Below are 26,870 nucleotides of genomic sequence, written 5' to 3' on the forward strand. Positions count from 1 at the left end.
CCTGCTCGCCAAGGCCACCGGCCGCCCCGTGAAGGTGCTGTGGTCGCGGGAGGAGGAATTCGCCCGCGACGCCGTGCGCCCGCTGAGCTTCAGCCGCTTCCGCGCCGCCCTCGATCGGGCGGGGCAGCCGACGGCGCTCGGCAACTGGCTCGGCGACCGGATCTTCGCCTCCTACGACGACATCGTCGACCGGTGCTGCGACGCCTGGAATCGCCTCATCGACCAGCCCTGGAAGATCATGTCCCTTGGCCTGCGCCCGTGGGCCTACCGGTTATGATCAACGCCGATTGGTATTACTGGGCTAATTCCTCCACCCTCGCTCATGGTCGAGCTCATCGACCTGCTGGGCGACTTCCCGCCTGGACAGAACCAGCGCCAGGCCGAGATGCTCGGGACACGCTTGGCGGATCTGGAATGCAGAGCGCGCAGGCAGGGAGCGCCGCCGGAGACGGTGGCGGCGATCAAGGGCGCACGCGTGCTGTTGGATCTGGCGGAACTGCCACCCCTGCCGCCGTCGAGCGCAGGCCTGTGACGGCTTGCCCGGCGTCGACCAACCTGCACACGCTGGCCGTGAGCTTGGAAGCGATGCAGCGGCTGCTCGGTCGCCGAACCGCGGACGGAGCGCTCATGCTGGCTGATCCCGCACTGATCGAGTCCGCGATTGAGACAGGACTGGCGGAGGTGGCAAGCGTCAAGGTGATGCTGGCGGAGGCATCGCAAACCCCGACGAGCCCATGGCAGGGATCCGTCGATAACCTCATTGCGGCGGTAGCCGAGGTCGACGGTCTGCTCACTATGCTAGAGGAAATGCTGAGCCGCCTGGGCGATTAAGCGGGCGGCGTGCATCTGAAACCTCTCTCAGGTTCGATTTGCCTACTCTTCCTACTCACGGACGCGCGAGAAGGTCGCGCAACAACTCATGTAGGCGATGCCGTGCCCACCGACCGAGACGGTGTCTTCCACTCTCCACGTTCGCCACATGAGGCTGACCACAGCCGAGCTTAGCGGCTAGGGAGGCTTGTGAAAGGCCGAGCGAGCGACGCAGAAGAAGGATCTGATCTCCGACGCAGGCGGAAACGGGCAGATCGCGAAACAGGGCGAGTTGGGAGGGGAGAGGAGGAGGGAGGGAAAGACTCCGGGGCATTTGTGGAACCGTAAGGCCAGAAACGCTGACGCGGCAAGGCTTTGGTCGTTTAAGGATGAACTCGGCGCTCTCCTCCATTATCTCTGCGACGCGGCCCTCGTAGCGCCGGGGGGTGAGCATGCTGTCGTGCACCGGCAGCGTGGGAATACCGATCGCAATGCAGCGCTGGACGGCGCGCATCATGATGCGGCTGTCGAGGTTCATCAGTGCGATGCCTTGGTCGGCATGCAGGCAATCAGCGATCGGCGCATTGCGGCGGGCGAGTGCTTCGAGCAGATCCCCTGTTTGCGCCGGAGTGAGTGTCCAGCTCGGCTTGTTCGCTAACGCTGCGATCGTGCCCTGAGGGGTCCTGGTGTTCAGGGCTACGTTGAAGGCGAGTTTGCCATGCTCGCGCGAGAACTCGCCTGTCTCGTAGGCATCTCCTTCCAAGCGGCAGCCTCGCAAGGCGTAAAGCAGCATCGGGTGCAATTGCGCGAAGTCCGGCTCGGCTACCGGTTCCTCGTCGATCAAGAGGCGATGGCGCCAGTGGCGAGGTAGGTTCTGCCACCAGCCGAAAGCACGCCCACCCAGGGTGAAGGAACGGCGATTGAAGACGCGATAGAGGCTCGGCTCCGTCGGTCGGTAGTAGGCGCCTTCGATGATGACGTGGTGGCGCGATCGGACGATCCCAGGACCGCGGAGCTCCACCCGCATGGACATCAGATCCGCGTTGATCGCACGTAGTTCACGTGCCATCCGCGCGGTCGCATCCGTATCGCGGTAGTCGACGAGGTTTCCATCCGCATCCTTGAGCTGGATCAAGCCGATCAGTTCGTGGCAGAAATCGGTGTCAGCGCATATGTCGACCAACTTCGGCGATGCTCGGAAGCGCGATTGCCAGCCTAGCTGACCGGGCAATGCCCGCTCCTCTTCGATCAGGCCTTGCCGCAGCAGATCCTCGACGACCAAGATCACGTTCGTGTAGGTGAAAGCGACGCCATTGTACCGTCGCCGGCCGGTGTAGAACGTCTTGCGACGAGAATATGAGACGTAACGCCCCTCTTCATGGGCGAGCACGGCTTCTGCGATGATGCGTTGGCGAGCGATCTCACCAGCTGCGCTTAGCGTCGGGATGAGCACGGACGACCCCAGGAGTTCGTCTGTCCGCGGGTGCCAGTTGAAGGTGAGAGGACGATCGCGTTCGACGAGTCGCTCGGCGCCGGGTTCGATCCGCCACGACCATCCATCCAGCTGAGCCATGGGCGATCCCTTAGAACGTGTGCAGGCCACGTTCCCAAACTAGGTCTCCAATCCGTTCCTGTCTTGTTCTAATTCGAGGCCTGTGGATGGCGCGTTGTCAGATGTGCTGAAACGGGTAGTGCTCACAGCCGATCACAAGATCTGAGACCATCCCTCGGCTCTGCGGAGGTTCTAGTGAGCTGTGTCGAGCCTCGATCCGGGTTTGAAAAACACACCCGATCCGCACATGATTTCGGATAATCTTGCTACCAGCTACGGTGTCGGATAGGCGGCAAGACCGCCGCTGAAACGAGGTACGATCGTCCCATGGGGTGTCACGATGGGTGGGTACGGTAGCGGGCGCTGGGGTGGGCGGCCGACGACTGACGACGGGCTGACGCTGGATCTCCCCCGCCTGCTCAAGCAGCGCAGCCTCGTGCCCGGGCTTGCCCTGGCCGGCAGCCTAACGTGGACGAACACCCGCACCGGGGCGCATGTCGGCTCAGTCGGATATGGCAGTGATCTCGGCGCAGACTGCGGCCGTATGCGTTTAAACTACACGACCAGCCGTCGGGACGGCGACAAGCACGACTTGAACTACTGGATCGGGCTTGAGACGACATCTCAGCCCTTCGGTGGCCGACGCTGGTGGTTCGTCTGCCCCAAGCTCGGTACCCGTGCCACGAAGCTGTACCTACCGCCCGGCGCCCTGACTTTCGCCTCGCGCAAGGCCTACCGCCTCGGCTACCGGTCTCAGCGCGAGACAGCGCACGACCGAGCGATCTCCCAGGCGTTCAAGCTGCGCCACCGTCTCGGCGCCAGCGGCGGCATCGGCGACCCAATCTTCAAGCCAAAGGGCATGCGATGGGCCACGTTCGAGCGTGAGCTAGATAGGATCTGCGATGCCGAGGCGATCTGCGACGCCAACCTTGTGGCTTTTGCGCGCAAGCTCGGACTACGCGTCTAACATTAGGGGGCAAGAATTTTTCCCGTCTATAAAAAAAGGGGCGTCGTCCCAAAGTTCGTCCAGCTCAGCGCTGGACAGCCGCGCTGTTGGCACGCGCACGTGGGAAGTAACTGTAGAAGGTGTCCCGGTTGACCCCGAGCCGCTTTGCGATGTCGGCGACGCTGATCGTGCCGGCGGCCAGCAAAGCCCGGCCGACCGCGATGTCATCCTCACTCAGCTTTCTCGGTCTTCCGCCCTTGCGGCCACGTGCGAGCGCCGCCTTCAACCCCTCCATGGTCCGCTCACGGTTGAGATCGAGGAAATACTCGGCCATGGCGCCGTGCATCTGCAGGGCGAAGCGACCATGTGCCGTGGCGCTGTCGAACTGCTCGGTGAGCGAGCGGAAGTGCACGTCCTTTACCCTTAAGCCGTCGATGGTGCGCATCATCTCGACGAGGGACCGGCCGAGCCGGTCGAGCTTCCACACTACGAGCACGTCCTCGGGGCGCAGGTAGGCCAGCGCCGCCTCAAACTCCGGTCGCTTGGTGCCAGCCTTGCCGGACTTCTTCTCCTCGAACATGCGTTCGCACCCGGCCTTGGTCAGCGCGTCGCGCTGCAGGTCGAGGTTCTGGTCGAGGGTGGAGACGCGGGCATATCCAACGAGCATGTCGGGATAGTGCCAAAACCGCGTTTATACGGCAATAGAAAAGCCGACACGTTTCTCCGACAAAAATGGGGCTGTTTGGCGTGGCTCAGGTCTGGCTCATTCAGATCGTCGGGAAAACGGTCATTTTTCGTACATAAGAAGCCGAGCTACTTACCGTTGAATTCCAAAGAGCAAGCTCAATGGAACTGCATAGCCGGAACTTGACCTTGTCATCGATGATCGACGGTATGAGACGGCTCTTTTGGTTTGGTTGGGGTTGCGTCGCAGTCGTCCTGCCGTTTACGCGACTATAAGGTTTCTGGGTCGTGCTTGGCGCTCGTAGACGAAGGCGCTACAGGCCGCACGGATGACCTCGACCGCGATCGATAGGTTTGCGGCCGAGCTGATGCCGTCCCACCCCGGCTTTCCCCCGCCGGACCGCAACCTATCCAGGATCGGCCTGCCAACCCGTGCTCGTGGCCGGTCGGAGAGATGCCACCTGCCCCTAAATCCTGTCGACCGGGCATCTCGATGTCCCTGACCACCCGCATCCTGCTCCTCGTGCTGCTCGCCCTCGCCCCAGCACTCGCGATCCAGGGCTACAACGAGGGTGACCTGCGCGCCGCGCGTGACGAGGCCGTGCGCGCCGACACGATGGTGACCGCCCGGGCCGTCGCCGATGACTTCGCCCAGCTCGCCGACGGCGTCCACCAAGCGCTGGACCTCGTCGGCGAGGACCCGAGCGTGCGCAGCCTCGACGCCGTCCCGTGCACGGACTATCTCCGCCGTGCCGCCGCCCGGCTGCCGCACATCCTGTTGCTGGCTCTGGCCCGCCCGGACGGATCGCTCGCGTGCAACAGCGTCGGTTCGCAGCCCGGCGCCTACTCGAACGCCGAGCGCACCTATCACCGCCGCGCCCTGGCCGAGGGCGGCTTCGTCATGGGCGGCTACGCGCGGGGGACTGCGACCGGTAGGGCTTCGGTCCACTTCGCCCAGCCCCTGCGCAGCGCGGGCGGGGCCATCGACGGCGTCCTGGTCGCGGCGGTCGATCTCGATTGGTTGTCGCAGTACCTGCAACAGGAACTGCGGCTGCCGAGCACGTCGCTCACCATCGCTGACGAGGACAACGTCATCATCGTACGCAAGCCGGATGGGACCGACTGGGTCGGCAAGCCGGTCCCCGCCGAGCGTATGGGGCTGCTAGCGAGCCGAGGCGAGGGTGTGCGCCTCGACTTCGGCATCGACGGGCGTGCGCGCATCCTCGCCAACGTCCGCCCGCGGGGGACGGCGGTGCGGGCCTGGGTCACGGTCGGGCGCGACCGCGACACCGCCTTCGCCGACGTCGATGCGGCCGCGCGTCGAGGCACGATCCTGATCGGGCTTGGCGCGGCGATGGCCCTCGCGGCGGCCCTCGTGGCCGGGCGGCTGTTCATCCGCCGCCCGTTCGCCCGCCTGCTGCGCGCCGCCACCGCTTGGCAGACGGGCGACCTTACCGCGCGGACCGGGCTGGGCGGCGCCAGTGAGTTCGGGCGGCTCGGGGACAAGCTCGACGCGATGGCCGCCTTGCTCCAGCGCAACGAGGGCGAGCTGCGCGAGGAGATCCGGCGCGGGCATGCCCTACAGGAGCGGCAGGTGACGATGCTGCACGAGCTGAACCACCGGGTGAAGAACACGCTCGCCACCGTGCAGTCGCTGGCGCGCCAATCGGCCAAGGGCGGTGAGGGACAGGCGGTGCAACTCGAAGCGCGCATCCTGTCCCTGTCGAAGACCCACGACCTACTCACCCGCGAGGACTGGAGCGGCGCCACCTTGAATGAGGTGTTGGAGAACGAGCTGTCACCCTACCGCGCCGGGTGTGACCACATCGTCCTCGACGGGCCCGAGGTGGCGCTGCCGCCGCGCCACGTCCTGGCGCTCGGCATGACCGTGCACGAGCTGACGACCAACGCAGCCAAGTACGGGGCGCTGTCGACGGCGGACGGTCGGGTCGAGGTAAGCTGGCGGGTGGATCGAAGCGAGACGGGAGCGGCGTGGTTACGCCTGACCTGGCGGGAAAGCGGCGGTCCGGCGGTCGCCCCACCGGCGCGCCGCGGGTTCGGGACGCGGCTGATCGCCGGCGGCGTCGGGCGCGAGCTGGCCGGGGACGTCGATCTGGACTTCGACGTGGACGGCCTGCGTTGCCGGATCGATGTGCCGCTGGCCGAGGTCGGCAGCCGTATGCTCGCGCCGACGCGGTAGCCTCACCCCACCGGTGAGGGTGATGAGCCGCGGGCTCACCGCGCCGTGGCACCCCAGGGATAGCTCCAACGGAAGCGATAACGATCGGAGACAAATCATGCCGCCGCGGCAGTAGCTTGGCGGGGGGTAGCTGTTCGGGCTACAGCTCAGCTTGGTCTATCTCGGCCGTGCTCAGCATCCTTCCCCCGTCGCCCTCCGCGGACGCATGACGATCGCCCCTCCTGAGCCCGACCGTCTACACGCCCTGGCCGATTACGCGGTGATGGGCACGCCATCGGAGAAAGGGTTCGATGATCTCGCCAGGATCGCGGCCCTGCTGTGCGGGGTGCCGACCGCACTCGTGACCCTGGTCGACGATCAGCGGCAGTTCTTCAAGGCACGGGTGGGCTTCGACGTTGGATGCGAGGCGCCGCTCGATGTCGGGTTCTGTCCGCTGGTGGTCAGGGCCGAGGCGCCGCTCATCATCCGCGACACGCGCGAGGAGGGCCATGCTGATAACGCGGCCGTCGCCGAGGGCGGGGTCCGCTTCTACGCCGGCATGCCGCTGCGAACCGCCGCCGGCGCGGTACTCGGCACGCTGTGTGTGCTCGATCAGCAGCCGCGCCCGGAGGGACTGACACCGGGGCAGTTCGAAGGATTAGAGCGGCTGGCCGAACAGGTCGTCGACCAACTCGAACTGCGCCGTGCCCTGAGCGAGCGCGAGCGCCTGCTCGCCGAACAGCGGGGGGCGACGCAGCAGCGACGCACCTACAGCCAGACCCAGGACGCGATCGCGGCGAGCGGCGGCGATCTCGACACCATCCTCGACGCCCTGATCGAAGGGGCGATGCGCACCGTGCCCGCGGCCGAGGGCGGCGTCCTGGAATTACTCGACGGCGAGGAGCTGGAGTACCGCACCGTCGGCGGCACCCTGACCCAGCATCGGGGCGTGCGCGTGCCGCTGGACGGCAGCACGTCCGGCGCCTGCGCCCGAGCCAACAAGCCGATCCTGCTGGCCGATGCCCTGCTCGACCCCCGGGTGAAGGCCGATCTTCGCGCGCTCATAGACCTTCGCTCGGCCGTGCACGCGCCGGTCAACCGTGGCGGCAAGGTGCTCGGCGTGCTCAAGCTGCAGTCGAGCAAACCCGACGCGTTCACCGAGCACGATCTCGAACTGGTCAGAAGCTTCGCCGGCTTGGCCACCGTCGGGCTGACCGAGGCGAGCGAGATCGGGGCGCAGCGCGCGGTGCGGGCGAGTGAGGCGCGCTACCGCGCCGTGTTCGAGAGCGCGATCGACTACGCGATCATCGTGCTCGACCTGAAGGGTAACGTCATCGACTGGAACGCCGGCGCTACCCGGATCCTGGGCTGGACCCCGAGCGACGTCTGCGGGAAGCCTGCCGACGTGTTCTTCACCCCCGAAGACCGTGCGGCCGGGATCCCCGACCAAGAGATGCACAGCGCCCTGACCGTGGGCCGCGGCATCGACGAGCGCTGGCACCTGAGGAAGAGCGGCGAGCGCTTCTGGGCCAACGGCGAGATGATGGCGTTGCGCAACGAGGCCGGCGCGGCCATCGGCTTCGTCAAGATCCTGCGCGACCGCACCGAGCAGCGCCGCAATGCCGATGCACTGCGGGACAGCGCATTGCGTCTGCAGAGGGCGCAGGAGGCGGGCGGGGTCGGGGTGTTCTCGATCGGCATCGCCGACGCTATCCTGCGGCCGAGCCCGGAGTTCTGCCGCCTGTACGGCCTGCCGGAGCGCGAGGCGTACCCGTCGACGGCGTTCGAGGAACTGATCGTCCAGGAGGATCAGCACCTGATCTCCACCGCCCGCTCACGCAGCAGCGGCGCGGCGCCGCGGGACATCGAGTACCGCATCCGCCGGCCGGATACCGGCGAGATCCGCTGGATCGCGCGCAAAGGCGAGATCGAGCACGATGACGCCGGACGGCCGGCGCGCTTCTCTGGCGTCGCTCGCGACATCACCGCTCAGCGGGCGGCGCAGGAGGAGCTGCGCATCAGTCAGGAGCGCCTGAGCCTGGCGTTCGAGGCGGCCGGTGCCGTGGGCTGGTGGGATTGGGATGTGCCCCACGACCGCATCGTGGCCAACGCGCGGTTCGCCGAGCTGTACTCGGTCGATCCCGCGGCGGCGGCGGTCGGCACGCCGATCGCCGCCTACATCGACGGCATCCATCCCGACGACCGGGCGTGGGTGGGTGCGAAGATCGAGCTGGCACTAGCCACTGCCGGTGAGTTCGCCGAGGAGTACCGCCTGCTCAGGGCGGACGGTAGCGTGCGCTGGGTCTATGCCCGCGGGCGCTGCTACCACGACGCGGCTGGCCGTCCGCTACGGTATCCGGGGGTGTCGATCGACATCACCGCGCGCAAGCTCGATGCCCTGCGTCAGGCGGCGTTGGCCGCCCTGGGCGACCGCCTCAAGGACTTGAGCGAGCGATCGGAGATCATCGGAGCCGCGGCCGAGATCATAGGCCAGACGCTCGACCTGTCTCACGCCGGGTACGGCGCCGTCGATCAGCGCCGCGAGACCATCGTGATCACGCGCGGCTGGAGCACGCCCGGCGTCCCGGCCATCGCTGGGCTGCACAGGTTCCGCGACTATGGCTCGTACATCGACGATCTGCAGGCCGGCGCGACCGTGCTGATCGCCGATCTCGCCCGCGACGCGCGCACGGCGGCTGCGGCTGACACGTTCGCCGCCATGGAGGCGCGCGCGCTGGTCAATCTGCCGGTGATGGAGCGCGGCCGCTTCGTGGCTTTGTTCTTCGCGCTGAAGGCGACGCCGCATGCGTGGAGCGCCGACGAGGTGGCCTTCCTGCACAGCGTCGCCGATCGCGCCCGCGCGGCTATCGCCCGGGTCGAGGCCGAGGACCGACAGCGGCTGCTCAACCAGGAGCTGAGCCACCGCATGAAGAACGTGCTGGCGATGGTGCAGGCCATCGCCACGCAGACCATGCGCACGGCCACCGACATGAACACCGCCAAAGAGGTGCTCGCCGGGCGGCTCGTCGCCCTAGGCAAGTCGCACGACCTCCTGCTCAGCGGTGAGATCGGCAGCACCGCGCTCGATACCCTGATCGCGAATGCCCTGGAGCTGCACCGGGATCGGCCCGATCGCTTTGTGATCGCGGGTCCGCCAGTCGCGGTGGGCGCGCGGGCGGCGCTCTCCCTGTCGCTGATCCTGCACGAACTCGCGACCAATGCGGCCAAGTACGGCGCGCTGTCGACCGATGCAGGGCAGGTCACGATCGATTGGCAGATCAGATCCGAGATGCACGAGCCGGAGATGGTGCTGAGCTGGCGGGAGGTCGGCGGCCCGGTTGTGGTCGCACCGACCCGGACCGGCTTCGGCACGCGGTTGATCGGTCGCGGGCTTGCCGGCAGCTTTGGCGGGGTGGTCGACCTCGCCTACCCGCCGACGGGGGTGGTCTGTACGATCACGGCGCCGCTCAGCGGATTGCAGGCCCACGATCTGGGATCGCTCGGCTAATCTTCGGTAGCGTCCGGATCAGAGACACGCTGGCTCTGGGTGATATCCAACCGACGGAGCAGTGCGGCCATAGCCTCTGGCACCGGCTCGGACGGGAGCGCGGCGTAGACGTGCCGTAGATTGCGGCCGAGGTGACGCTGGATCGCATGGGGGGAGCTGGAGTGAACCCAGTGCGTCTGGGGTCCTGGCATGGGGAGGGGGCTTTCAAGGTCGATCATCGCCGGCCTAATCGGGGGCGTTCGCTCTGTCACACCAAGTGGCTCCTACGACCGCAGGTTGCGAGGCTCTGCGTTAAAATGGACCGACGCCGTTACGTTCCCGCTAACCAGCGAAAACCGAAGCCAGTGACATGGTGAGCACAACTGCGTCGAAGCGGATCAAATAAGCCCGGAAAAACATCCTCATAGCTTTCATCAGTTCGATAGAGTCAGCTTAGGCGGATAGCCAAAGATCGAACGGACAGAGAATGGTTTCGAAATACAGGCCGCTTCCGACCCGACGCGGCCGTTCTTTCTAAGAAGAAAACATCCTGAAAGCAGCCATTCGCGCGACCCACAATCATCAAGTGATCGCTCCCCCGTCGGTAAAGGGTTCGGACGCCCATTCTCCTCGATGAAAGCGGATTGCTGACGCGACGGCTCACTCCAGGATAGCAACAAATGCTTAAGCCGGGATGCTGTCGGGCGAGGCGGTATTCTCGGCCGCCACACCGTTCTCCCGGTGGCGGAAGTCGCTCAGCGCCTGGTAGACCTGAAGCCGCGCCCGCATCACTGAACCAAGCGGGCGGTGTTCCGAAAGGCTGTGCGCCGGCCGGAAGGTCATGACCTCGTCGAAGTAGCGAACCCGCTCGGGGGAATAGGCATCCTGGCGCGGCAACCGAAGCGTCGCCACCGTTCTGTACGGGCTGACCGCGACCGGCCAGTCGACCGAGGCATCCTCGATGGGTTGCCGCTCGGCATCGGCCCAGAGCTGCGCCTTCAGCTCGTAGACCACCTCGTTGTCGCGGAAGAACGCAGCGGCCGCATGGCGAAAGCCGTCCTCGTCGCCGTGCGGGTCGAGCCGCCATTCGGCCAAGTCCAGCTGCGCCTTCGAAGCTGGGACCGCCCCGAGCTTGGCAACGTAGTCGCCGAACCGCATCGGGGCTTGGCTGAAGTAGCTGTCGGCGAGCGGATGGCCGTAGGGATGGCCAAGGAAGTCGGCCATGGCGCTCTCCGTACCGAAGGCGTGCAACACCCGATTGAGGTTGCGCGCGGTGGCGGCAACCGCGCTCTTCACGCCCTCGGGTAACCCGGTCGCCTTACCGATGACGGTGCCGTCGCGCAGGAACCCCGCCGCCGTCCCGGACGGGAAGGTCGTGCCGGTGGCGAGCACGAAGTCCTGGGTGTCGACATCGTGGCCGGGCAGCTTCTCGCCCCGAACGCCAAACACCTTGATCGACATGCCGCGATGGGTGGACACCCGGTCGCCCAGGGTTTCGCCCGGCCCCTGAGCGAAACGCACCGCCACCCTGTAAGTCCCCGGGTTGGCGAACAGCCCCTGCGCGAGTTCGAGCGGCATTCCCTCCGGGACTACCAATTCTCCGACGACGCAGGCCGAGCTTTTGGCGTGGCTCGCGCGCACCGCGTGGTGCTCGCGCTTCTCCACCACCTGCGATTGCTGAGTCATCCCCCGGATGATGCCATCAATGGACTTCTGCTCGTCCGGGGCTGGCGTCTCGACGTCGGTTGCGTAGCGAAGGTAGGTCATCGACTCTCCTCAGCGTTGCAAACGCCTGCGGGATGGTGTGACGAAGGCTATACCGCCGACAAGCCGAACCAACTCCTTGACGTTCCCACCCCTGTTCACGGGCGATTGAATGTCGCGCAACTCGGAACGTCGCCAACCCGCCCCCGTTCTGTTTCGGCCCATGCCAGGAGACAGAACGTGCAACCTCCCGTGCGATACAGTCCTGATGTCGAGGTGGTGCGACCCGACGAGGAACAGACCATCGATCAACTGAACGAGGCCTTCGACACGATCCTGACCAGGGTCGCGGAGCATTCGGGTCATGCCGTGCGCTCGGTCCATGCAAAGTCGCATGGCATCCTCGAAGGGACGCTGACGGTCGATGCGGGCCTCCCCTCCGAGCTGGCCCAAGGCTTGTTCGCGAAGGCAGGCGAGCACAAGGTCTACATGCGGATGTCGACCAATGCCGGCGACATCCTCCCCGATGCCGTCTCCCTGCCACGAGGCCTCGCCCTGAAGGTTCTCGACGTCGAGGGCGGGCGCCTGCCGGACGCGGAGGGCGCGACGCAGAACTTCATCATGGTCAACGGCAAGGTGTTCCAGGCCCCGAACGCCGAGAAGTTCCTAGGCAGCCTCAAGCTGCTGGCCGGAACCACGGACCGGGTGGAGGGGCTGAAGGTCGCTGCCTCCACCGTCCTGCGCGGGGTCAACAAGGCCCTGCATGCGGTTGGCATCGACAGTCCCACCATCGGCTCCCTGGGCGGCGCGCCGAACGTCGATCCGCTCGGCGAGACCTACTACAGCCTGACCCCGTTCCGGTACGGAGACTACATCGCAAAGTTCTCGGTCGCCCCCGTTGCGCCAGCCTTGACGGCACTCACCGGCACCGAAATCGATGCCTCCGGCCGCCCGAACGCCATCCGAGAGACGGTTCAGTCCGAGATGATGGGCATCGCCGGCGAATGGGAGTTCCGCGTTCAGCTATGCCGTGACCTCGAACGCCAGCCTGTTGAAGACCCCACGGTGGAATGGAAGGAGGACGAGGCACCCTTCCAGCGGGTCGGCGTCGTCCGGGTCCAGCCGCAGGACAGTTGGGACCCCGCGCGCGTTCAGGCCGTGGACGAGGAAATGCGCTTCAGCGTCTGGACCGGACTCGCCGCGCACCAGCCTCTCGGCAACATCAACCGCGCCCGCAACGCCACCTACCGGCATTCGGCCGAGTTCCGCGAGCGGTTCAACCGCTGTCCGATCCACGAGCCGGGCGCGGTGCGCGGAAGTTGAAGCGAATGATGGAGCGACGCTCCGGCAGAGTACCTGCTGCGACGCAGCCGTCGCGCTGAGCGATAACCGTTGATGGCCTAGCTTGAGCCGAGCGTCCGCTTCCTGGTCTCATCGACTGTGAAGCGGACAGGCTGCGATCCACCCCGAGCGGCCGTCGCACACGCCTTCGGCTCGGTTGCCGGCAGCTCATGCAGTGGATGTGATGGTAGGCTCGGTCCAATAGAGCCTGCCCATCTGGGATGGACGACAGCCTAAAGCCTGGCCGTTCCACCATGTGGCTTTCGGTTTTTGAAACGGACAAAGACGGACGTTCAAGACCTGTGTGGAACGTAGCAGTAGGGCTCGGCGGCCTCGGTTCCGTAACCAGCCCTTATGCGAATGATCTGAAGGAGAGTCGCTTCCGTGTCGCCGGCAGGACTGGAGCCGGCCGATCTCGCTGCAGCAGGCACGAGCCATCTTCGACCCAGGCAAGTTCTACGGGATGCTGCGGAACGCCGGGGTGAGCCGCCAAGCGCGGGGTTCGTAGGCCCGACCGTGCTGCGCAGGCATGCGCTCAAGATGGCGGGCAGCGGGGCCTGTGTCGAGGTGGAACCCTGACCGGGAGCCAGTCACGCCGCGGCCGAGCGAACATGAGAGCCATAGTAGGCTCGCCGGAGCGCGTGAGCGGCATCAGCCTCCGGTGTGCGAGGCACGTTCAAATGTAAGATCTCTGCAGACTGCCTTGAGGAGGCTTTGAGGGTGTTCGCCACAGGCGCCATCGTGACAGGGACCACGCCTGTTTTGAGGAAGGTCTTGAGGTTTCTGGCTCGTTCGCGCGCCTCCTGATGCACCATCAGTAGGCCGACCACGAACAAGACTGACCCCGCCCCGATCAGGACGAGCGCAATAACGTACCCGAGAGCCATGGGCTCGTTGCCGATGTGAGAGGCTGCCAGCAGTGGCCGAACCGGCGAGGTGCTGCGTTGCAACGAGCTTCGATCATGTTGGTTAACTACGTATTAAATACGTATCTATGTTCCCTTCGGCGCCTGTCGTGCGATGAAGGTGCCCTCTAATATGACGGCACCCGCGTGTAAGCGCAGCGTCCAGCCATGCAGTATCAGCTGCGGATCGCCAGAGCTCGTCCTCAAGGCAGTGTAGACGTCCACAGCACGGCTTTTAACGCCCCGACCATCGAGGCTGCCGTTGCCCGTTCCGTGGAGACGGTGGACCAGTTCTTGGGCGATCAACCCGGCGTCGCGACGTTGACCAGCGCCTACCGCGGCCAAGTCTGGTCGCGTCGCCGGAATATGCCCGAGCAGCCGTTCCCCTAGGCCATGCGCTGTCGAGGTTTTCTCTGCGCTTCCTCCCGCCACGCATCCCGCTCGGTCCGCATGGCCTCCACGAGGGCGTGCATGTTCCCGGCGTCGATCGCGGTCTCGACGAGCATGTCCTGGGCTGAGGCCAGTTGCTCGCGCAGCTCGGCATTCTCAGCCGCAATGGCGAGGAGGAGAGCGGCCACGACATCGCTCATTCCTGCGCCGCACACCCCGAGGCAGCGCGTCTATCTGGGCTCAAGCTTGGCCGTAATCGCGTTCGATCATCGCGACTGCGCCGGCGAGGCCGCACCGAGGCCCGCCGTCTCAAGACGACCCCGGTGCTGCTCTTCCGGCGCGCGGCCGGAGCCGATCGCTGGAAGCATGGTGGCGCCGGGCGGTTAACGCATCCTGTGCGAACACCGCGCCATCAAAATCGCTGAGCGGTTCACGTCACATGCGGGACCGACGCATGTGGTGACGCCGATGGCGCTTCATGTGCCGCATGCCAATCATGCCGCGCTGGCCGCCCATCCGCTTCTCTGATGGGCTTTTCACGCTTCCGGGATTGTTCATGTTGCCCTCGGCGCTTCCGCCGCCCGCAGGGGTCTGAGCGAGAGCCGCGCCTGCAACCGCGAACGACAGGGCTGCAGCGAGGGCGAGGGTCTTCATCATGGCGTTTCCTCCAGACGGATCGTTTTGATCGGTCCGGATCTAAACGCCGCTAAGGCAATTATTGTTCAAACGACAGGTTAATTGCAATCATCTCAAATACACCTGTAAGTAGGCTTAGCCTTGGCTCGGTTATGTCAATTTTGGTTCAGATATCAGGGTTACTTAGACGGGTTTCTCAGACATAAATTCCATCTGCAAGTCGGCCAGGTAGCGCACCAAGCGACCGATCAGCCTGGAATCGCTACATCGGACTGAGACCGGCGCCGGCAAAGCCGTTCGGGCAAGGGCCGCGATGACGGACTCGGGCTTGAGCGCGGCCTCGCGCTCCGAGAAAGCCGCGACGTGCCGCAAGCCGTCAGGTGTGCCGATCAAGATGATAATGCTGGCCATAACCCGCTCAACGGATCGGCAGCTTGAATCGTCTCGTACGCGGTCAGCCTTTCTTGTCGGCCCTACCGTCTGCCAACAGACCGTCACCGCATAGCTTAACCCGCCCCTCGACCTGCCCGGGGTTCCGGCGGTGCTGAGCGTCAGGTCGCCTGTTGCCCCCTCCATGTGACACCGAACCCGGGACACGTCGCGCGTGATCGCGTGTTCCCCGGCCTCATAGAGAAAGAACCTCATGACCAAGCCCATCCTCGTTGCGGCGTTCGCCGTGGCGCTGGTAACACCTGCCTTTGCTCAGGTGTTCGAAACCCCGACAAGTACAACCGTCGTCGTCCCAAGCGGCGCGCCTGGTGTCATCACGCGCCAGCCCGGCTCGACCGGCGATGAAGGGGCTGCCACCTACTCCCCAACGGGTCGTGCTGCCGACGGCATCTCGGAGGACTCGGCCTCTGCGGGCAACGTAGACCAGCCGTCGCGCGTCGGTTCGACCGGCAGCGGCGGCGCTGGCGGGAACGGTGGCGGCGGCTAAGAGGCCGGCAGCGGACCAGAGCCCGTCGCGGCGAATGCCGGACGGGTTTTATTGCGTCCCGGTAGGATAATTGGTGCTTGAATGTTCCGGACAGGAGCCCCGGCGCACTGAAGATGCTGGTGACCCCTCTCGCGGATCGTAGGTCTTGTCGCGCGCCGCCCAGCAAAAAATAGCACTGATGATGAAGGAGAGAGCTTTGATCACCGCAATGAAGCCGCCTATTAGGGCAATCTCAAACATTTGTTGTGGTGAAGTTGGATCGACTTCCTAGTTTGCAGAAGTCCCGGTCGCAGTACGCGTCCCGCCTTTGATACCAGACAGACAGGAACGCCGATGGGCCTACTTTCCAGGCGCAGTCTTTTGGCCGCTGGCGCCGCAGCCGGCAGCGTGGCCGCTACACAGGGCGCCTCGGCACAGGGCGGGGGCGTGTTCGGCAACCCGGACCGGCCAGCGGAAGGTCGTATCAACACGACTCCCGACGCCTTCAGTGATCCCGGCCCGAAAAACCCAGGCCTCACCTCGCAGTTCCCGTCCTTCCAGGACCCGCCTGCCACCGATGTGGCGGGCATGGACCTCTTCTGGGCGTCGTTCAATAACGCCCACAAGCGAGTGCAGTCCGGTGGTTGGGCTCGCGAGGTCACGCAAGCCGACTTCGCCGTCTCGAACGCCGTGTCGGGGGTCAACATGCGGCTGAGCACCGGTGGCGTGCGTGAGTTGCACTGGCACCAACAGGCGGAATGGGCGGTGATGGTGGACGGCCAGTGCCGCATCAGTGTGCTGGACGTGGAGGGACGCCCGGCAGTGCGTGACCTCAAGCAAGGCGATCTTTGGTATTTTCCGCCCGGCCTGCCGCATGCCCTTCAGGATTTAGGGCCATCCGGCGCAGAGTTCGTGCTGGTGTTCGACAACGGTCGCGCTTCGGAGTTCAACACGCTCCTTTTGACCGAATGGATGGCGCACACGCCGCCCGAGGTGCTCGCAGAAAACTTCGATCTGCCGGTCGATGCGTTCAAGAACATCCCGATCGATGACCTGTGGATCTACCAGGGACCGCCGCCCATGGCGCTTGCCGATGCGCAGGCGGCTGTGCGCACGCCTCTGGGTGAGCCGGATGTCGAGTACACCTTCTCGATGATAGACATGAAGCCGAGCAAGATCACGAAGGGCGGCGAGGTCAAAATCATCGACAGCCGCAACTTCCCGGTTTCGACGAACATCGCCGCGGCGCTCGTCACGGTGAAGCCTGGCGGAATGCGCGAATTGCATTGGCACCCGAACGCGGACGAGTGGCAATATTACATTACCGGGCAGGCGCGCATGACTGTCTTCAACACGGGCCCGAAGGCGCAAACCGCAGACTTCTGCCCGGGCGATGTTGGCGTGGTCAAGAAGAGCTTCGGGCATTATATCCAGAACACCGGCACGACCGATCTGGTATTTATGGAGATCTTCAAAGATCGGCAGTACCAGGAGGTGTCGCTCTCGCAGTGGATGGCCGGTACCCCACCAGACCTCGTTGCCTCCCACCTCAACATGGACCCCAAGCTCCTGGCGAAGTTCAGGACGCCCCGCGTGGTCGTGCCGTCTTGATGCGGCAGGACGTCAACTCGGCAATTTTCTGAGCTGAAGGCCGGAGCGTGCGTTCGGCATATTGGTCCGACCGCTCGCGGTTTCAGGTTGTGAGGGCCACTCTTCACGGGCTACAGCCCGCCCATGCCCGAAAAGCTCGATGCCCTCCTTGTACGCCTGAAGGCGCACCAGCGCACGCTCATCCTGGCGATGGCCGAGCACGATAGGTTGCCCGCTGGGAGCGCGATCCGGGGCGTCGCCGAGCTAGAGAACGTCATCGCCGCAGTTGAGGCGGTCGCGGCTGAGCAGGCGGATCGAGCACGGAGGCTCTGACGCTTGTGCTGGCCGACGCTGCCAGCACGCTCACCGTAGATCGCAGCAGCTGGCGGTTGCCGACGGCAGCCCTACGGTAAGAAGCACGGTAGCGGGAGGGGTATCACACCACACGCACTGAAGGTGTGACCGGCTCCTGCGGATCACGGGCGTCGCCACGCTGGCCAGAGGTACGCTCATGATTGCGGGCGGCGGGACGGGTGTCGAGGGAGATGACTCGGATCGTCTAATCGCCGTCAGGCGACGTAGGATTGAGTGGGAGCTTCTATCGAGAGGGCGAGGGATGCGGGCCAACGGACGGCTGGCAGGCTGGCCACCGCGGGCTTAGCGAAGAGGTAGCCTTGGAGCAGCTGGATGCCGGCTGCATGCAGGGCCCTAAGCTCCGCTTCCGTCTCGACACCCTCTGCGATCACCGCCACATCGAGCTGCCGCGCCATCATGATCACGCCGGATACGATGGTCTGCCGAGCCGGTGAAGTCGCGATCCCTCGGATCAGCTCCATGTCGAGCTTGATGAAGTCGGGCTGGAAGCTCGCCAGCAGGTTCAGCCCGGCATAGCCCGCCCCAAAGTCATCGAGCGCGGTCGAAAAACCCTGCTTGCGGTACTCCGCGATGATCCGCTGGACGTGGGCTACGTCGGTCATGCGCTCGTTCTCGGTGAACTCGAACATGATCTGCCGGTGCGCGAAGCCGACGCGACGGGCCGCGTCGAGCGTCGCCCGGATACAGGCGGCCGGCTCGTAGACGGCGTTGGGCATGAAGTTGATGGACAGCCGGGTCTCGTTGTTCTGGAAGAGAGAGCCGGCGAGTTCGATCGCCTTAACGCGGCAAGCTTGGTCGAACTTGTAGCGGTTGCTCTCGTCGACCCTCCCGAGGATCTGCCCGGCGCCCTGGCCTTCCGTGCCCCTGACTAGAGCCTCGTAGCCCCAGACCGTGCCGTGACCGATATCCACGATGGGGTGGAACGCCATAGTGAAGGTGAACGGCAAGGGCTCGCCGTCTCGGCAGCCCTGGCATCCGATTTTCATAGATCTACTCTGAATTTCTTCGATTTCTATCTGCTCAATAGAGCAGTTAATGAAACTAATTATTTCTTAAAAACTCTTCAAATCGAATTTATGTCTGAACCCGTACCGATCACACCGTTAATAGCATGTATAAGAACCACTGCACGAATTACTAATGTGGATTAGAACCGATCAGGGGCTACTCATCCTACCGATAGACGCTGCTTCTGGCCATGAGGAGCAACTCCACAATACATTTCGCCGGCCGCACGTCGGCTCGAATTAGGCGCACAGGGCAAGGCACAAGCCCCTATCGTTGCGAGTAGGATCGCCAGCGCTTCGCGTGCGCGTGTCAGCTGCTGATAAGGAGGAACGGGGAAGTACCGGAGTTGAGGGTCAGTCGCTGATCGAGAACGGCCTTACCTCGGCCGACTGATACGAAGCGGTAACCCAATCGCCAAATCATCGCCGTAGGAAGGCGGTAGGCACATGCGCTCCCGCAACAACCATGAGCGAGAGCATGACGCGAGCTGACCTCGACAAGCGTGCTGAACTGACGGTCTGGCCTGGCCAAGGCCCTGCATATGTCGCGCAGGGGTACGAGTTCCCGACACTGCGTCAGGCACTGGCAGCGGCGGCTGAGGCTATGAACGCCGGGGACGCGCAGCCCTGGATCATCACCGAGGACGGCGACATCCTCTCACCGCACTGGATCAAGGCCAACACGGGATCGCGCCGCTTGCAGTAATCCTGGTCGAAAAAGCCTTAAGTGGTTGGCTCGGTACGGCTCCGCACGGCATTTGGCAGACGGTGCGTCCGTCGCACCTGTGCTGACATGCGGAGGAACGTGAGGAAGTTCTCAGCCTCATCGAGGCTCATCCCGCTGGCCACGGGGTTGAGATTTCGCATGACCATGTGCGTGCCGTCACCGGCAAGCTTCACGCTGATCCTCGGCATGTAGGTTCTTCCTGCAGGAGGTCCGAGGGCGCTCCGGTTCAACTGGGCGCCTCACCCGCAAAACCGGATGGACTGCCTTTGGTTCGCAACAGGCAGAATAGCTCACTGGCATATGACAGATCACGCCGCTATCCGCTCAGCCCTCGCTCATCTCCCAGGCCTCGATCTGCCCGGCGGCCAAGGCCTCTTGCTCGGTATCGAACGACTCGGGAGCGTGGATCTTGTGCGCTTTGTCGGAGGAGATGAGGAGCCAGCGAAACCGCTCAGGCTGAAGTGAGCACCGCCGGATCGTCACGCTGTAGTGGGGAAGCTGGTCACGCTGCATCCTCTTCTCATGACGTATTACAGCATCCGGGCAATGAGAGCCGCGTTCTTGCTCACATACACTCAGGGCATAGCTCCGCCTGCGCCACCAACCTCGCCGCCTTCTGCCAGAGGTGCCACATAATCCACGACCGACCCGAGCATCAGAGGCGGCGCCGGCGCACGCTGTTCCGCAGGAAGGCGCTCGGAGATATGTTCACTGGACTTTACACCTAACGGGGCGCCCAGCGGATTTAGGGGAAGACGGCGTTCCTGCTGCCACTCATTAGGTCTTAAACTTTCTCGTCTTCTGCCCTGACACGGTTAGTAGGCAAGTCGCGCAAAAGTTCGAGGAAGCGCAGCCGCACAGCTACGTCATCGATAGCGAAGTACAGCCGCAGGACCTCGGCTGCCTCCTCCTCCCGCGATGTGAACACCCGAGGTAGCGCCACGCGCGAATGCGGTAGGCTGAACGCTTCGACGGGCATGTTTAGAGAAGCGGCGATCGTTTTCAGCCGCATCGCCGCCGCACTGGCGATCAGCCTACGCCGTTCTCGGTCTTCCTCAAAGCCGAGCCCGGGAGGATCCTTGTCCCTCTGGCCCATGTCTGTTCCCACACATGCTGATAGCTCAAGCATGCGTCCGCCACCCCGGAAGTTGCAAGTCCGGGCTGGAGCACAATCGACACTAGCATGCAAAATCAGCTACGAAATGGCTGTCCTCGACCGAGATCGCTGCCCAAGGGAGACGAGAGCAGATGCCGAAGCGGGGCGTTGTGCGGAACCTGGCCCGACCGAAGGAGCTGCGCACTAGCTTGGCGGCCTCAGGCGTTGTCGGCACCTGGGAATGGGACCTGCTGAACCGTTGCGTGTACTATGACGAGGAGGCTGCCGCCCTGCATACTAGCGATCCCGACCTAGCCGGACAGCCGGTCAAGGCCCCGGTATCGATCGCCAATGTCCATCCTGAAGACCGCAAGTGGATGGCGCGCGACATGGCCAAAGCAGTGCAGAGCGGGAGCTTGTTTCTAGTCGAGTATCGGATCGTGAACCCCGACCAGAGCATACGCTGGATCCTGTGCCGCGGGCGGATCTACCGGGCCGAGGGCGGCCAGGCGGTGCGCTGCCGCGGCATCATGATCGACATCACCGAAAGCCGTGAGACTGGTGAAACAGGCGAGGGCTATGTCGCCCAGCCGTTGCCGCATGACGAAAGCCTGATCGTGCAGGCGGCTGACCGCTGCTTGGAGGCGCGAGCAGCGCTCGAACAGTATGGCTCATCGCATCTGCTGCGGAAGGCGGATGAGTTGCTCCTGGCTGTCGGTCAGGAACTCGCACGTGAGATGAATGAAGAACAGGTGTCGCACCTGCATTAGCGGAATGCGCAGTGTGCCTGACTCTTGCGGCCCCGTCTCAGTCCGCTGGCGTTCCAGCTCGTGCTCAGTACCATCGCCGAATACATCGCGCGCCTGCCGCGTTCTTCATCCATGATGGTTCTCGACCTGATCCGGGCTCTAGCCGAAGATGCGCCCATCGGCATCGTCGTCACGGACGTGGCGATTGATCCGCCGGGGCCGATCATCCGCTACGCCAATCCTGCGTTCGCACGCCTCGTCGGGCGAGACCTCGGCAAGATCGTCGGGCAGAGCCCCCGTTTCATGCAGGGGAAGGAAACCCGCCAGGAAACGCTCGATATCTTCAGACGCGCCTTGGCATCTGGAGAGCGCTTCCACAGCTACGTCACCAATTATCGCGGGGACGGCACCAAGTACCGGGCCGAGATCGATTGCCGCCCGCTCCGCGACTCCAGTGGGCGGATCGAGAGCTTTGTCGCGTTCGAGCGGGAGGTGATCAGACGCCTCGGCCGGCCCGCTTCCGGCGCAGCGGGACGCTATGAGCCCGTGATCGCAGGCGGCGATCCGCTGACCGGTGCTCTGCGAGCACTCTCGGTGTTCGAGGAGTCGTAGGCAAACCTGAGGACGCTATTCGACGCCCTCGGCTATCTCGCGTCGCAATTCCGGTATGCGCGCCCAGGGTTCGGTCGTCCGGGCCATCGATCCCAGACGCAGCTCGACCGCCGCTTCCGGCACGGCCAAAACCGCCGCCCAAGCTGACGCGAACGCCGCCACGCAGGCGGGCTCGAAGTGGCGACCGCTATCCGCCTGGATGCAGCTCAGCGCCTCCTCAAACGCCATGGCCGCCTTGTACGGCCGCACTGTCGTCAGGGCGTCGAACACGTCCGCTACCGCAACGATCCGCGCTGACAGGGGGATGGCCTCGCCACTTAGGCCGTGGGGGTAGCCGCTGCCATCCCACTTCTCGTGATGCGCCTCAGCGATCTCGGCGGCCAGACTGATCAGCTCCGAGCCGCTGTCGCCCAAAATCCGTCTGCCGATTGTCGGGTGCGTGCGGATGACGGCGAACTCGGCCTCGTCGAGGCGACCCTTCTTCAGCAGGATCCCGTCCGGCACGGCCACCTTGCCGATGTCGTGCAGCGGTGCTGCGAGGTACAGGCGCCGGCAGAACTCATCGGGCAGACCCATCGCCTCGGCGATGATCTGGCTGTAGCGGGCCACGCGCCAGGTGTGGTCGCCGGTGTCGTTGTCGCGGTACTCCACGGCTAGAGCGAGCCGGAAGATGACCTCGGCCTCCCGCTCGCGCAGGCGGCGCGTTGCCCGTTCGATCTCGCCGGCCATACTGGACGCCTGCTCGTCGAGGTGACGCACCGCGCTGGCAAGGCGCACGAGGTTGCGCAGTCGCACGCTCAGCTCAACACCCTTGGCCCGCTTGTCGAGGAAGTCGGTGGCGCCCGTTTCCAGTGCGCTGAGCCTGACGGTATCGCCCACGTCGCTGGTGATCATGGCGATCGGCACTTGGGCGTAGTGTGGTATAGCGCGGATCTCACGTATGAACGCGATGCCGTCCATCTCGGGCATGTGCTGATCGACGAGCACGAGGTCGAACGCGCAGGTCCGGGCCTCGACTAAAGCGGCGAGCGGGTCGGTGCAGGCGGTCACGACGACATCGTGTTCAGCCTCCAGCAGTTGCCGGAGGCGCATCAGCATTGTCGTGCTGTCGTCAACGAGGAGGACGTCCATCGAACTGACTTCCGCTGGATGGGTGTGGTCGGAGGTTGGTAAAGGTGAATGGCTTGGGTTCAGGTCGCGGATGGGTAGGCCTGCGCGATCACGCCGAGCCACGAGAATGCCTCGGCTAAGCGATGAAGGCTGTCGCGGAAAGCCGCGACCTCCGGTGTCGCATCAAGCTTGAACGCCATCCTGTCGGTCTCCTGCTCTAGGTCGCGGCTCAGCTGCTGCAGGGACAGCCCGAGTGCCCGGATCTGCGGCCAGCGCGGACCGAAACCCGCGTCGGTTACCAGGGCTTGTTTCAGGGCTTCGGCGAGACGCTCTGCTCCGTCTCGGCTGAACCGGCGCTGGAGGAGGTGAACCTCAGCCATCAACGCCTCACGCTGCGCGCACGGTGGCGAGGAAGCGGCCGACCTCGGCCGCGAGGTGCTCGGACTGGCGCGATAGCTCCGAGGCCGCACCGAGCACTCGGCTGGCAGCAGCGCCGGTCTCCTCGGAGGCCTGAGCTACCCCGGCGATGTTGCTGGTTACCTCACCAGTGCCCATCGCAGCCTGAGAGACGTTCCTGACGATCTCCTGTGTGGCCGCGCCCTGCTCCTCCACGGCGGCCGCGATAGAGGCCGCAACCCCGTTGATCTCGCGGATCCGCCCAGTGATCCCGGCGATCGATGATACCGCGTGGCTCGTCGAGGTCTGGATCTGGTTGATCTGGCTCGCGATCTCCCCCGTGGCCTTGGCGGTCTACTCGGCCAGGGCTTTCACCTCCGAGGCCACCACTGCGAAGCCTTTGCCGGCCGCACCCGCGCGCGCCGCCTCGATTGTGGCGTTGAGCGCGAGCAGATTGGTCTGACCAGCGATCGTCGAGATCAGCCCGACCACGTCGCCAATCCGTGATACGGCCGTGCTCAGCTCCTGCACCAGCGCACCGGTTTGATCCGCTTCGCGCACAGCGAGCCGCGCCAGCTCGGCTGAGCCATCCACCTGCCGGCTGATCTCTTGCACCGACGAGCCCAGCTCCTCGGCGGCGGCCGCCACGGTGTTGACGTTGCTGGCGGCTTCCTCAGCAGCTGCGGCAACGGCACCGGATTGGGCGGAAGTCTCACCCGCCATTGCTGACATCGATCCGGCGGTAGCCTGCAGCTCGGTGGCGGCCGCTGAGACCAGACCGATGATGCCACCAACAGCCTGCTCGAAGCCGTCGGCCATCTGGCGCATGCCGGCCTTGCGCTGCTCCTCAGCGGCCAACCGCGCCTGGGCCGTCTCAGCCTCCAGCTGGCGGGTGCGGATCAGGTTGTCCCTGAACACCTGCACGGCGGCGGCCATCGCGCCGATCTCGTCCCGGCGCGCGCGATACGGCACCTCGGTCGCCGCATCGCCCCCGGCCAGGACACGCATGGCATCGGTCATGCGCGTGATCGGCTGAGAGATGCGCAGGAAGCCGAACAGCGCGGCTCCGATGGCCGTCAGGATCGCGACCGCGACCGCTACGTAGGCGGTGAGCGTGGCGGCGTCCGCGTTGCTCACGCTGGCGTCGGCGTCGCGCTGGGCCCCCCGCTCATTGAAGGCGACATCCTGATCCAAAGCCTCACCGACGGCCGTGTAGATCTTGACCGCGGTGGGGTTGGCGAGTTCCGCGAACGCCTCTTGCTGTCGTCCAGCCTCAAGGAGGCCGAGGAGGTGTTGGCTCACCTGCTGGTACTGGGCCCACAGCCCGGAGAAAGTGTCGTACAAGGCGCGCTCCTCGGGTGAGGAGATCATAGCCTCATAGCGTGCGCGGGCCTTGGCGACGTTCTCCAGGGCGCCCTCGTATTTCTGCCGGTTCGTCGCCAGCGTCTGCGCATCGGTCGAGGTAGTCGCCAGGCGGTACTGCTTGATCCGGAGTTCGGCGACCCCAGCCCGGATCTGGTTGATGGTCACGACGGACGGCAGCCAGTTCGTGGCGACCTCGGTGACGGAGTGTCGGATGCCCCCAAGCTTGACGATCGAGAGTGCGCCCTGTCCAGCCGCGATGAGGGCGAGTAGGCCGAAGGCAGCCGCCAGGGCAGCCTTGAGAGAGAGGTGCAGGCGCATGGTTCAGCTTCTTGCTAGAATATAAACAGTCCTCGCCCCGCAGTTGGTGGCGAGATTAGACACCAATGTTGGGTAACTTCGTTAATTAATGGTTTATTTCTGTCTATATCGAAGCAGCCTGGCAATATACGTCTCCAAACAGACGCTGAATCACATCAAATGACTGTTTTTCCTACCTGCCGCACCAAGCCACAACCCCTAATTGCGCGTTCACTCTCGGGCTAAAACCAATCACTGAGTCGTCGACAATTCTGTCATTTGATAGTTTTCTGACGTCTCGCTCAGGACGAAACGTGCGATCTGGCGGAACGCTGCATCTTCCCGCATCTGCGGATGCCACAATCCTTCGATCGACTGCTTTGCCACGAAAGCACAGGCCGATACGGAGAATGACCATCGGCCTTCGTTCGTCATATCGACCGGCTGCAGACCCTCACCGCATGGCTCTGCCCGTCCTACCGCCCGCGAGAATTCTTATTCGTTCTGATCGGTCGAGGTCGCCGTCGCGAAGGCGCCGAATGCTGAAGCCGCATTGCCGGTGGCTGCCGCGGCGAAGCCCACCGCTGTAGTCGGATCTGCCGTTGCCTGGGCGAAAGGACCGATGGCAACTGCACCAGCTTTTGTGGGTTGCGCCCCCATGCCGACTGCTGTGCTGGCTGTACCTGCCGCGACCTTTTCCTCGTCCCGCTGCCTATTACTCGCGCCAACTCGGTTTGAGCGCTATGGGCGATGACGTCATCGGTGCAGCTGTCGCCCGCAGCTGACAGCGGGACTGACCAGGAAGAACCAAGCATGCCGAACACGTTTGGCCTCAACCGGACGCTCGGCGGCGCCATTGGCGTCATCGCGCTGGTGTCCGTCCTCAGCAGTGGGGCGGTGCTGGCCACGCGCAACCAGCTGCAGGATGCGACCGAAGCCCTCGACCGCTCGACGCAGGTGGTCCGCGGACTCGATATTTTCCGCACCGCCATGCTCAACCAGGAGACGGGCTTACGCGGCTACCTGATCACCGGGCGCGACAGCAGCTTGGAGCCCTACCGCGTGGGGCGGCCAGCCCTGGACGAGACCATCACCCGCCTGACGACGTTGATCGGCGACGATGCCCAGCGGTCACGCCTGTTGACCGACGCTGTGACGGCCGCCCGCGCGTGGCAAGCTGACATCGGCGAGACCGCCATCCGAGAAGCGGCCAACCCGGCGACGCGATCAGATGCAGTGCGCATCGAGGCCGACGGCAAAGGCAAGCAGTTCTTCGACACACTGCGCGGGAAGCTAGCCGCCATCGATACCCTGGAGGAGCGGACCCGTGCAACGCAGGCGGCGCGCGTCGCGCAGGCCGAGCGCAACGAGAGCCTGGCGTTGTGGAGCAGCACTCTGCTCACGCTGTTGATCTGTGCCACGATCAGCTTCGCCATCAATCGCCTGATCGTTAGGCCGGTGGTGCGCGTGATGAGCTTCGTCGAGCATGTCGGCGAGGGCGATCTCACCGGCAAACTTGGGGAGGGAGGGCACAACGAGATCGGTCGTCTAGGCCGCAGCCTCAACGCGATGGTTACCGGACTCTCGGATCTGGCTCGGACCAACCGGGCCGCCACCGCCGACCTGAACACGGCCGCGGCCGAGATCCGCGCCTCGGCCCAGGAGCAGGCGGCCTCCGTGGAGCAGCAATTCGCCGCCGTGCAGGAGACCGCCGCCACCATGGATGAGATTACTCATACAGGGGCCCAGATCAGCAAGCGCGCCACCGAGGTGATCGCCACCGCGCAGGCCACCGCCCAGACCTCCCGGCAGGGCCTGCGCGCCGTCTCCGACACCGCCAAGGCCATGGACGCGGCACCGATCCCCGCCGTCCCGGCCCTGAGAACGATCCTGCCGACGACAGCAACATGGCCGAGACTGAGCGCCACGAGCTTGTGGCCGAGGCCGCCGCCATCTTTGGCCCCGAGGCTGCAGCAGAACTCGCTGCGACCTTGCG

At 64.7% G+C, this 26,870-nt stretch carries 25 protein-coding genes and 2 pseudogenes; 14 read left to right on the forward strand and 13 right to left on the reverse strand.

What is annotated here, in order from left to right:
* The 3 genes and pseudogenes from MKK84_RS16150 to MKK84_RS16160 form a co-directional block, all read left to right on the forward strand.
* Positions 1-277 (forward strand): annotated as a pseudogene (locus MKK84_RS16150) (molybdopterin-dependent oxidoreductase); the annotation flags it as partial.
* A 45-nt stretch (positions 278-322) separates the two neighbouring features.
* Positions 323-532 carry a hypothetical protein gene (locus MKK84_RS16155; protein ID WP_243921395.1) on the forward strand — a complete coding sequence of 70 codons (210 nt, stop codon included), beginning with the start codon at positions 323-325 and terminating at the stop codon, positions 530-532.
* 95 nt (positions 533-627) lie between these two features.
* Entirely contained in the window at positions 628-831 is a 204-nt protein-coding gene (locus tag MKK84_RS16160) for a hypothetical protein (protein WP_243921397.1), read from the forward strand.
* Positions 832-886: 55 nt separating this feature from the next.
* On the opposite strand, the gene MKK84_RS16165 is transcribed toward MKK84_RS16160, so the two are convergent.
* Positions 887-2,383 carry a hypothetical protein gene (locus MKK84_RS16165; RefSeq protein WP_243921399.1) on the reverse strand — a complete coding sequence of 499 codons (1,497 nt, stop codon included), beginning with the start codon at positions 2,381-2,383 and terminating at the stop codon, positions 887-889.
* A gap of 319 nt (positions 2,384-2,702) precedes the next feature.
* Between MKK84_RS16165 and MKK84_RS16170 the strand changes: the two genes are divergently transcribed.
* On the forward strand, positions 2,703-3,329 hold the full coding sequence (locus MKK84_RS16170) for a hypothetical protein (protein ID WP_243921401.1): 627 nt from the start codon (positions 2,703-2,705) through the stop codon (positions 3,327-3,329).
* A gap of 64 nt (positions 3,330-3,393) precedes the next feature.
* Here the strand turns inward: MKK84_RS16170 and MKK84_RS16175 are convergent, their stop codons facing one another.
* The gene (locus MKK84_RS16175; protein ID WP_243921403.1) at positions 3,394-3,975 is read right to left on the reverse strand and encodes a recombinase family protein; all 582 of its coding nucleotides are present in this window, start codon (positions 3,973-3,975) and stop codon (positions 3,394-3,396) included.
* A 510-nt stretch (positions 3,976-4,485) separates the two neighbouring features.
* Here MKK84_RS16175 and MKK84_RS16180 point away from each other — a divergent pair.
* Both MKK84_RS16180 and MKK84_RS16185 read left to right on the forward strand, forming a co-directional pair.
* A complete protein-coding gene (locus MKK84_RS16180) occupies positions 4,486-6,192 on the forward strand; it encodes a sensor histidine kinase (protein ID WP_243921405.1) in 1,707 nt (568 codons plus the stop codon).
* A 205-nt stretch (positions 6,193-6,397) separates the two neighbouring features.
* Positions 6,398-9,679: a PAS domain S-box protein gene (locus MKK84_RS16185; protein ID WP_243921407.1), complete on the forward strand. Its 3,282-nt coding sequence runs from the start codon at positions 6,398-6,400 to the stop codon at positions 9,677-9,679.
* On the opposite strand, the gene MKK84_RS35945 is transcribed toward MKK84_RS16185, so the two are convergent.
* Together MKK84_RS35945 and MKK84_RS16190 are read right to left on the reverse strand one after the other, a co-directional pair.
* The gene (locus tag MKK84_RS35945) at positions 9,676-9,897 is read right to left on the reverse strand and encodes a NepR family anti-sigma factor (RefSeq protein ID WP_409566512.1); all 222 of its coding nucleotides are present in this window, start codon (positions 9,895-9,897) and stop codon (positions 9,676-9,678) included. The genes MKK84_RS16185 and MKK84_RS35945 overlap by 4 nt on opposite strands.
* A 445-nt stretch (positions 9,898-10,342) precedes the next feature.
* Positions 10,343-11,425 (reverse strand): catalase family protein, encoded by a 1,083-nt coding sequence (locus MKK84_RS16190; RefSeq protein ID WP_243921409.1) that lies wholly within the window; start codon positions 11,423-11,425, stop codon positions 10,343-10,345.
* A gap of 177 nt (positions 11,426-11,602) precedes the next feature.
* Between MKK84_RS16190 and MKK84_RS16195 the strand changes: the two genes are divergently transcribed.
* Complete coding sequence (locus tag MKK84_RS16195) at positions 11,603-12,685, forward strand: catalase family protein (protein ID WP_243921411.1); 1,083 nt, start codon at positions 11,603-11,605, stop codon at positions 12,683-12,685.
* A gap of 1,309 nt (positions 12,686-13,994) precedes the next feature.
* On the opposite strand, the gene MKK84_RS16200 is transcribed toward MKK84_RS16195, so the two are convergent.
* Positions 13,995-14,198 (reverse strand): hypothetical protein, encoded by a 204-nt coding sequence (locus tag MKK84_RS16200; protein WP_243921413.1) that lies wholly within the window; start codon positions 14,196-14,198, stop codon positions 13,995-13,997.
* A gap of 235 nt (positions 14,199-14,433) precedes the next feature.
* The gene (locus tag MKK84_RS16205; protein WP_243921438.1) at positions 14,434-14,655 is read right to left on the reverse strand and encodes a hypothetical protein; all 222 of its coding nucleotides are present in this window, start codon (positions 14,653-14,655) and stop codon (positions 14,434-14,436) included.
* A gap of 622 nt (positions 14,656-15,277) precedes the next feature.
* Here MKK84_RS16205 and MKK84_RS16210 point away from each other — a divergent pair.
* The 3 genes from MKK84_RS16210 to MKK84_RS16220 all read left to right on the forward strand — a co-directional run bounded on the left by MKK84_RS16210 (position 15,278) and on the right by MKK84_RS16220 (position 17,473).
* Positions 15,278-15,571 carry a hypothetical protein gene (locus tag MKK84_RS16210; RefSeq protein WP_243921414.1) on the forward strand — a complete coding sequence of 98 codons (294 nt, stop codon included), beginning with the start codon at positions 15,278-15,280 and terminating at the stop codon, positions 15,569-15,571.
* A gap of 333 nt (positions 15,572-15,904) precedes the next feature.
* Entirely contained in the window at positions 15,905-17,161 is a 1,257-nt protein-coding gene (locus tag MKK84_RS16215; RefSeq protein WP_243921415.1) for a cupin domain-containing protein, read from the forward strand.
* A gap of 123 nt (positions 17,162-17,284) precedes the next feature.
* Positions 17,285-17,473 (forward strand): hypothetical protein, encoded by a 189-nt coding sequence (locus MKK84_RS16220; protein ID WP_243921417.1) that lies wholly within the window; start codon positions 17,285-17,287, stop codon positions 17,471-17,473.
* Between the two features lie 236 nt (positions 17,474-17,709).
* On the opposite strand, the gene MKK84_RS16225 is transcribed toward MKK84_RS16220, so the two are convergent.
* Positions 17,710-18,501 (reverse strand): EAL domain-containing protein, encoded by a 792-nt coding sequence (locus tag MKK84_RS16225; RefSeq protein WP_243921419.1) that lies wholly within the window; start codon positions 18,499-18,501, stop codon positions 17,710-17,712.
* A gap of 499 nt (positions 18,502-19,000) precedes the next feature.
* On the opposite strand from MKK84_RS16225, the gene MKK84_RS16230 reads away from it, so the two are divergent.
* A complete protein-coding gene (locus MKK84_RS16230; RefSeq protein ID WP_243921421.1) occupies positions 19,001-19,228 on the forward strand; it encodes a hypothetical protein in 228 nt (75 codons plus the stop codon).
* Positions 19,229-19,573: 345 nt separating this feature from the next.
* On the opposite strand, the gene MKK84_RS16235 is transcribed toward MKK84_RS16230, so the two are convergent.
* Both MKK84_RS16235 and MKK84_RS16240 read right to left on the reverse strand, forming a co-directional pair.
* The gene (locus tag MKK84_RS16235) at positions 19,574-19,762 is read right to left on the reverse strand and encodes a hypothetical protein (RefSeq protein WP_243921440.1); all 189 of its coding nucleotides are present in this window, start codon (positions 19,760-19,762) and stop codon (positions 19,574-19,576) included.
* A gap of 271 nt (positions 19,763-20,033) precedes the next feature.
* On the reverse strand, positions 20,034-20,345 hold the full coding sequence (locus MKK84_RS16240; RefSeq protein ID WP_243921423.1) for a hypothetical protein: 312 nt from the start codon (positions 20,343-20,345) through the stop codon (positions 20,034-20,036).
* A 152-nt stretch (positions 20,346-20,497) separates the two neighbouring features.
* On the opposite strand from MKK84_RS16240, the gene MKK84_RS16245 reads away from it, so the two are divergent.
* Both MKK84_RS16245 and MKK84_RS16250 read left to right on the forward strand, forming a co-directional pair.
* A complete protein-coding gene (locus tag MKK84_RS16245; RefSeq protein WP_243921425.1) occupies positions 20,498-21,115 on the forward strand; it encodes a PAS domain-containing protein in 618 nt (205 codons plus the stop codon).
* A gap of 60 nt (positions 21,116-21,175) precedes the next feature.
* Entirely contained in the window at positions 21,176-21,706 is a 531-nt protein-coding gene (locus MKK84_RS16250; protein WP_243921427.1) for a PAS domain-containing protein, read from the forward strand.
* Between the two features lie 15 nt (positions 21,707-21,721).
* On the opposite strand, the gene MKK84_RS16255 is transcribed toward MKK84_RS16250, so the two are convergent.
* The 4 genes and pseudogenes from MKK84_RS16255 to MKK84_RS16270 form a co-directional block, all read right to left on the reverse strand.
* Positions 21,722-22,837, reverse strand: coding sequence for an HD domain-containing phosphohydrolase (locus MKK84_RS16255; RefSeq protein WP_243921429.1), 1,116 nt, complete (start codon positions 22,835-22,837; stop codon positions 21,722-21,724).
* Between the two features lie 59 nt (positions 22,838-22,896).
* Complete coding sequence (locus MKK84_RS16260; RefSeq protein WP_243921431.1) at positions 22,897-23,196, reverse strand: hypothetical protein; 300 nt, start codon at positions 23,194-23,196, stop codon at positions 22,897-22,899.
* 7 nt (positions 23,197-23,203) lie between these two features.
* A pseudogene (locus MKK84_RS16265) lies at positions 23,204-24,895 on the reverse strand (methyl-accepting chemotaxis protein).
* 231 nt (positions 24,896-25,126) lie between these two features.
* Positions 25,127-25,309, reverse strand: a complete 183-nt coding sequence (locus MKK84_RS16270) for a hypothetical protein (RefSeq protein ID WP_243921433.1) — start codon at positions 25,307-25,309, stop codon at positions 25,127-25,129.
* A gap of 378 nt (positions 25,310-25,687) precedes the next feature.
* Here MKK84_RS16270 and MKK84_RS16275 point away from each other — a divergent pair.
* Positions 25,688-26,870 (forward strand): methyl-accepting chemotaxis protein (locus MKK84_RS16275; protein WP_243921436.1); only part of this gene is annotated, 1,183 nt, incomplete at its 3' end.

Source organism: Methylobacterium sp. E-065, assembly GCF_022829605.1.
GTDB lineage: Bacteria > Pseudomonadota > Alphaproteobacteria > Rhizobiales > Beijerinckiaceae > Methylobacterium.

Bases quoted from the DNA above. Each gene is read 5' to 3' on its own strand.
- MKK84_RS16180 (WP_243921405.1), top strand. From the start codon at position 4,486: ATGTCCCTGACCACCCGCATCCTGCTCCTCGTGCTGCTCGCCCTCGCC.
- MKK84_RS16245 (WP_243921425.1), top strand. From the start codon at position 20,498: ATGCCGAAGCGGGGCGTTGTGCGGAACCTGGCCCGACCGAAGGAGCTG.
- MKK84_RS16190 (WP_243921409.1), bottom strand. From the start codon at position 11,425: ATGACCTACCTTCGCTACGCAACCGACGTCGAGACGCCAGCCCCGGAC.
- MKK84_RS16170 (WP_243921401.1), top strand. From the start codon at position 2,703: ATGGGTGGGTACGGTAGCGGGCGCTGGGGTGGGCGGCCGACGACTGAC.
- MKK84_RS16165 (WP_243921399.1), bottom strand. From the start codon at position 2,383: ATGGCTCAGCTGGATGGATGGTCGTGGCGGATCGAACCCGGCGCCGAG.
- MKK84_RS16235 (WP_243921440.1), bottom strand. From the start codon at position 19,762: ATGCAGCGTGACCAGCTTCCCCACTACAGCGTGACGATCCGGCGGTGC.
- MKK84_RS16240 (WP_243921423.1), bottom strand. From the start codon at position 20,345: ATGGGCCAGAGGGACAAGGATCCTCCCGGGCTCGGCTTTGAGGAAGAC.
- MKK84_RS16270 (WP_243921433.1), bottom strand. From the start codon at position 25,309: ATGACGAACGAAGGCCGATGGTCATTCTCCGTATCGGCCTGTGCTTTC.
- MKK84_RS35945 (WP_409566512.1), bottom strand. From the start codon at position 9,897: ATGATCGACCTTGAAAGCCCCCTCCCCATGCCAGGACCCCAGACGCAC.
- MKK84_RS16155 (WP_243921395.1), top strand. From the start codon at position 323: ATGGTCGAGCTCATCGACCTGCTGGGCGACTTCCCGCCTGGACAGAAC.
- MKK84_RS16215 (WP_243921415.1), top strand. From the start codon at position 15,905: ATGGGCCTACTTTCCAGGCGCAGTCTTTTGGCCGCTGGCGCCGCAGCC.
- MKK84_RS16255 (WP_243921429.1), bottom strand. From the start codon at position 22,837: ATGGACGTCCTCCTCGTTGACGACAGCACGACAATGCTGATGCGCCTC.
- MKK84_RS16160 (WP_243921397.1), top strand. From the start codon at position 628: ATGCTGGCTGATCCCGCACTGATCGAGTCCGCGATTGAGACAGGACTG.
- MKK84_RS16205 (WP_243921438.1), bottom strand. From the start codon at position 14,655: ATGATGAAGACCCTCGCCCTCGCTGCAGCCCTGTCGTTCGCGGTTGCA.
- MKK84_RS16175 (WP_243921403.1), bottom strand. From the start codon at position 3,975: ATGCTCGTTGGATATGCCCGCGTCTCCACCCTCGACCAGAACCTCGAC.
- MKK84_RS16185 (WP_243921407.1), top strand. From the start codon at position 6,398: ATGACGATCGCCCCTCCTGAGCCCGACCGTCTACACGCCCTGGCCGAT.
- MKK84_RS16200 (WP_243921413.1), bottom strand. From the start codon at position 14,198: ATGAGCGATGTCGTGGCCGCTCTCCTCCTCGCCATTGCGGCTGAGAAT.
- MKK84_RS16230 (WP_243921421.1), top strand. From the start codon at position 19,001: ATGACGCGAGCTGACCTCGACAAGCGTGCTGAACTGACGGTCTGGCCT.
- MKK84_RS16210 (WP_243921414.1), top strand. From the start codon at position 15,278: ATGACCAAGCCCATCCTCGTTGCGGCGTTCGCCGTGGCGCTGGTAACA.
- MKK84_RS16225 (WP_243921419.1), bottom strand. From the start codon at position 18,501: ATGAAAATCGGATGCCAGGGCTGCCGAGACGGCGAGCCCTTGCCGTTC.
- MKK84_RS16260 (WP_243921431.1), bottom strand. From the start codon at position 23,196: ATGGCTGAGGTTCACCTCCTCCAGCGCCGGTTCAGCCGAGACGGAGCA.
- MKK84_RS16220 (WP_243921417.1), top strand. From the start codon at position 17,285: ATGCCCGAAAAGCTCGATGCCCTCCTTGTACGCCTGAAGGCGCACCAG.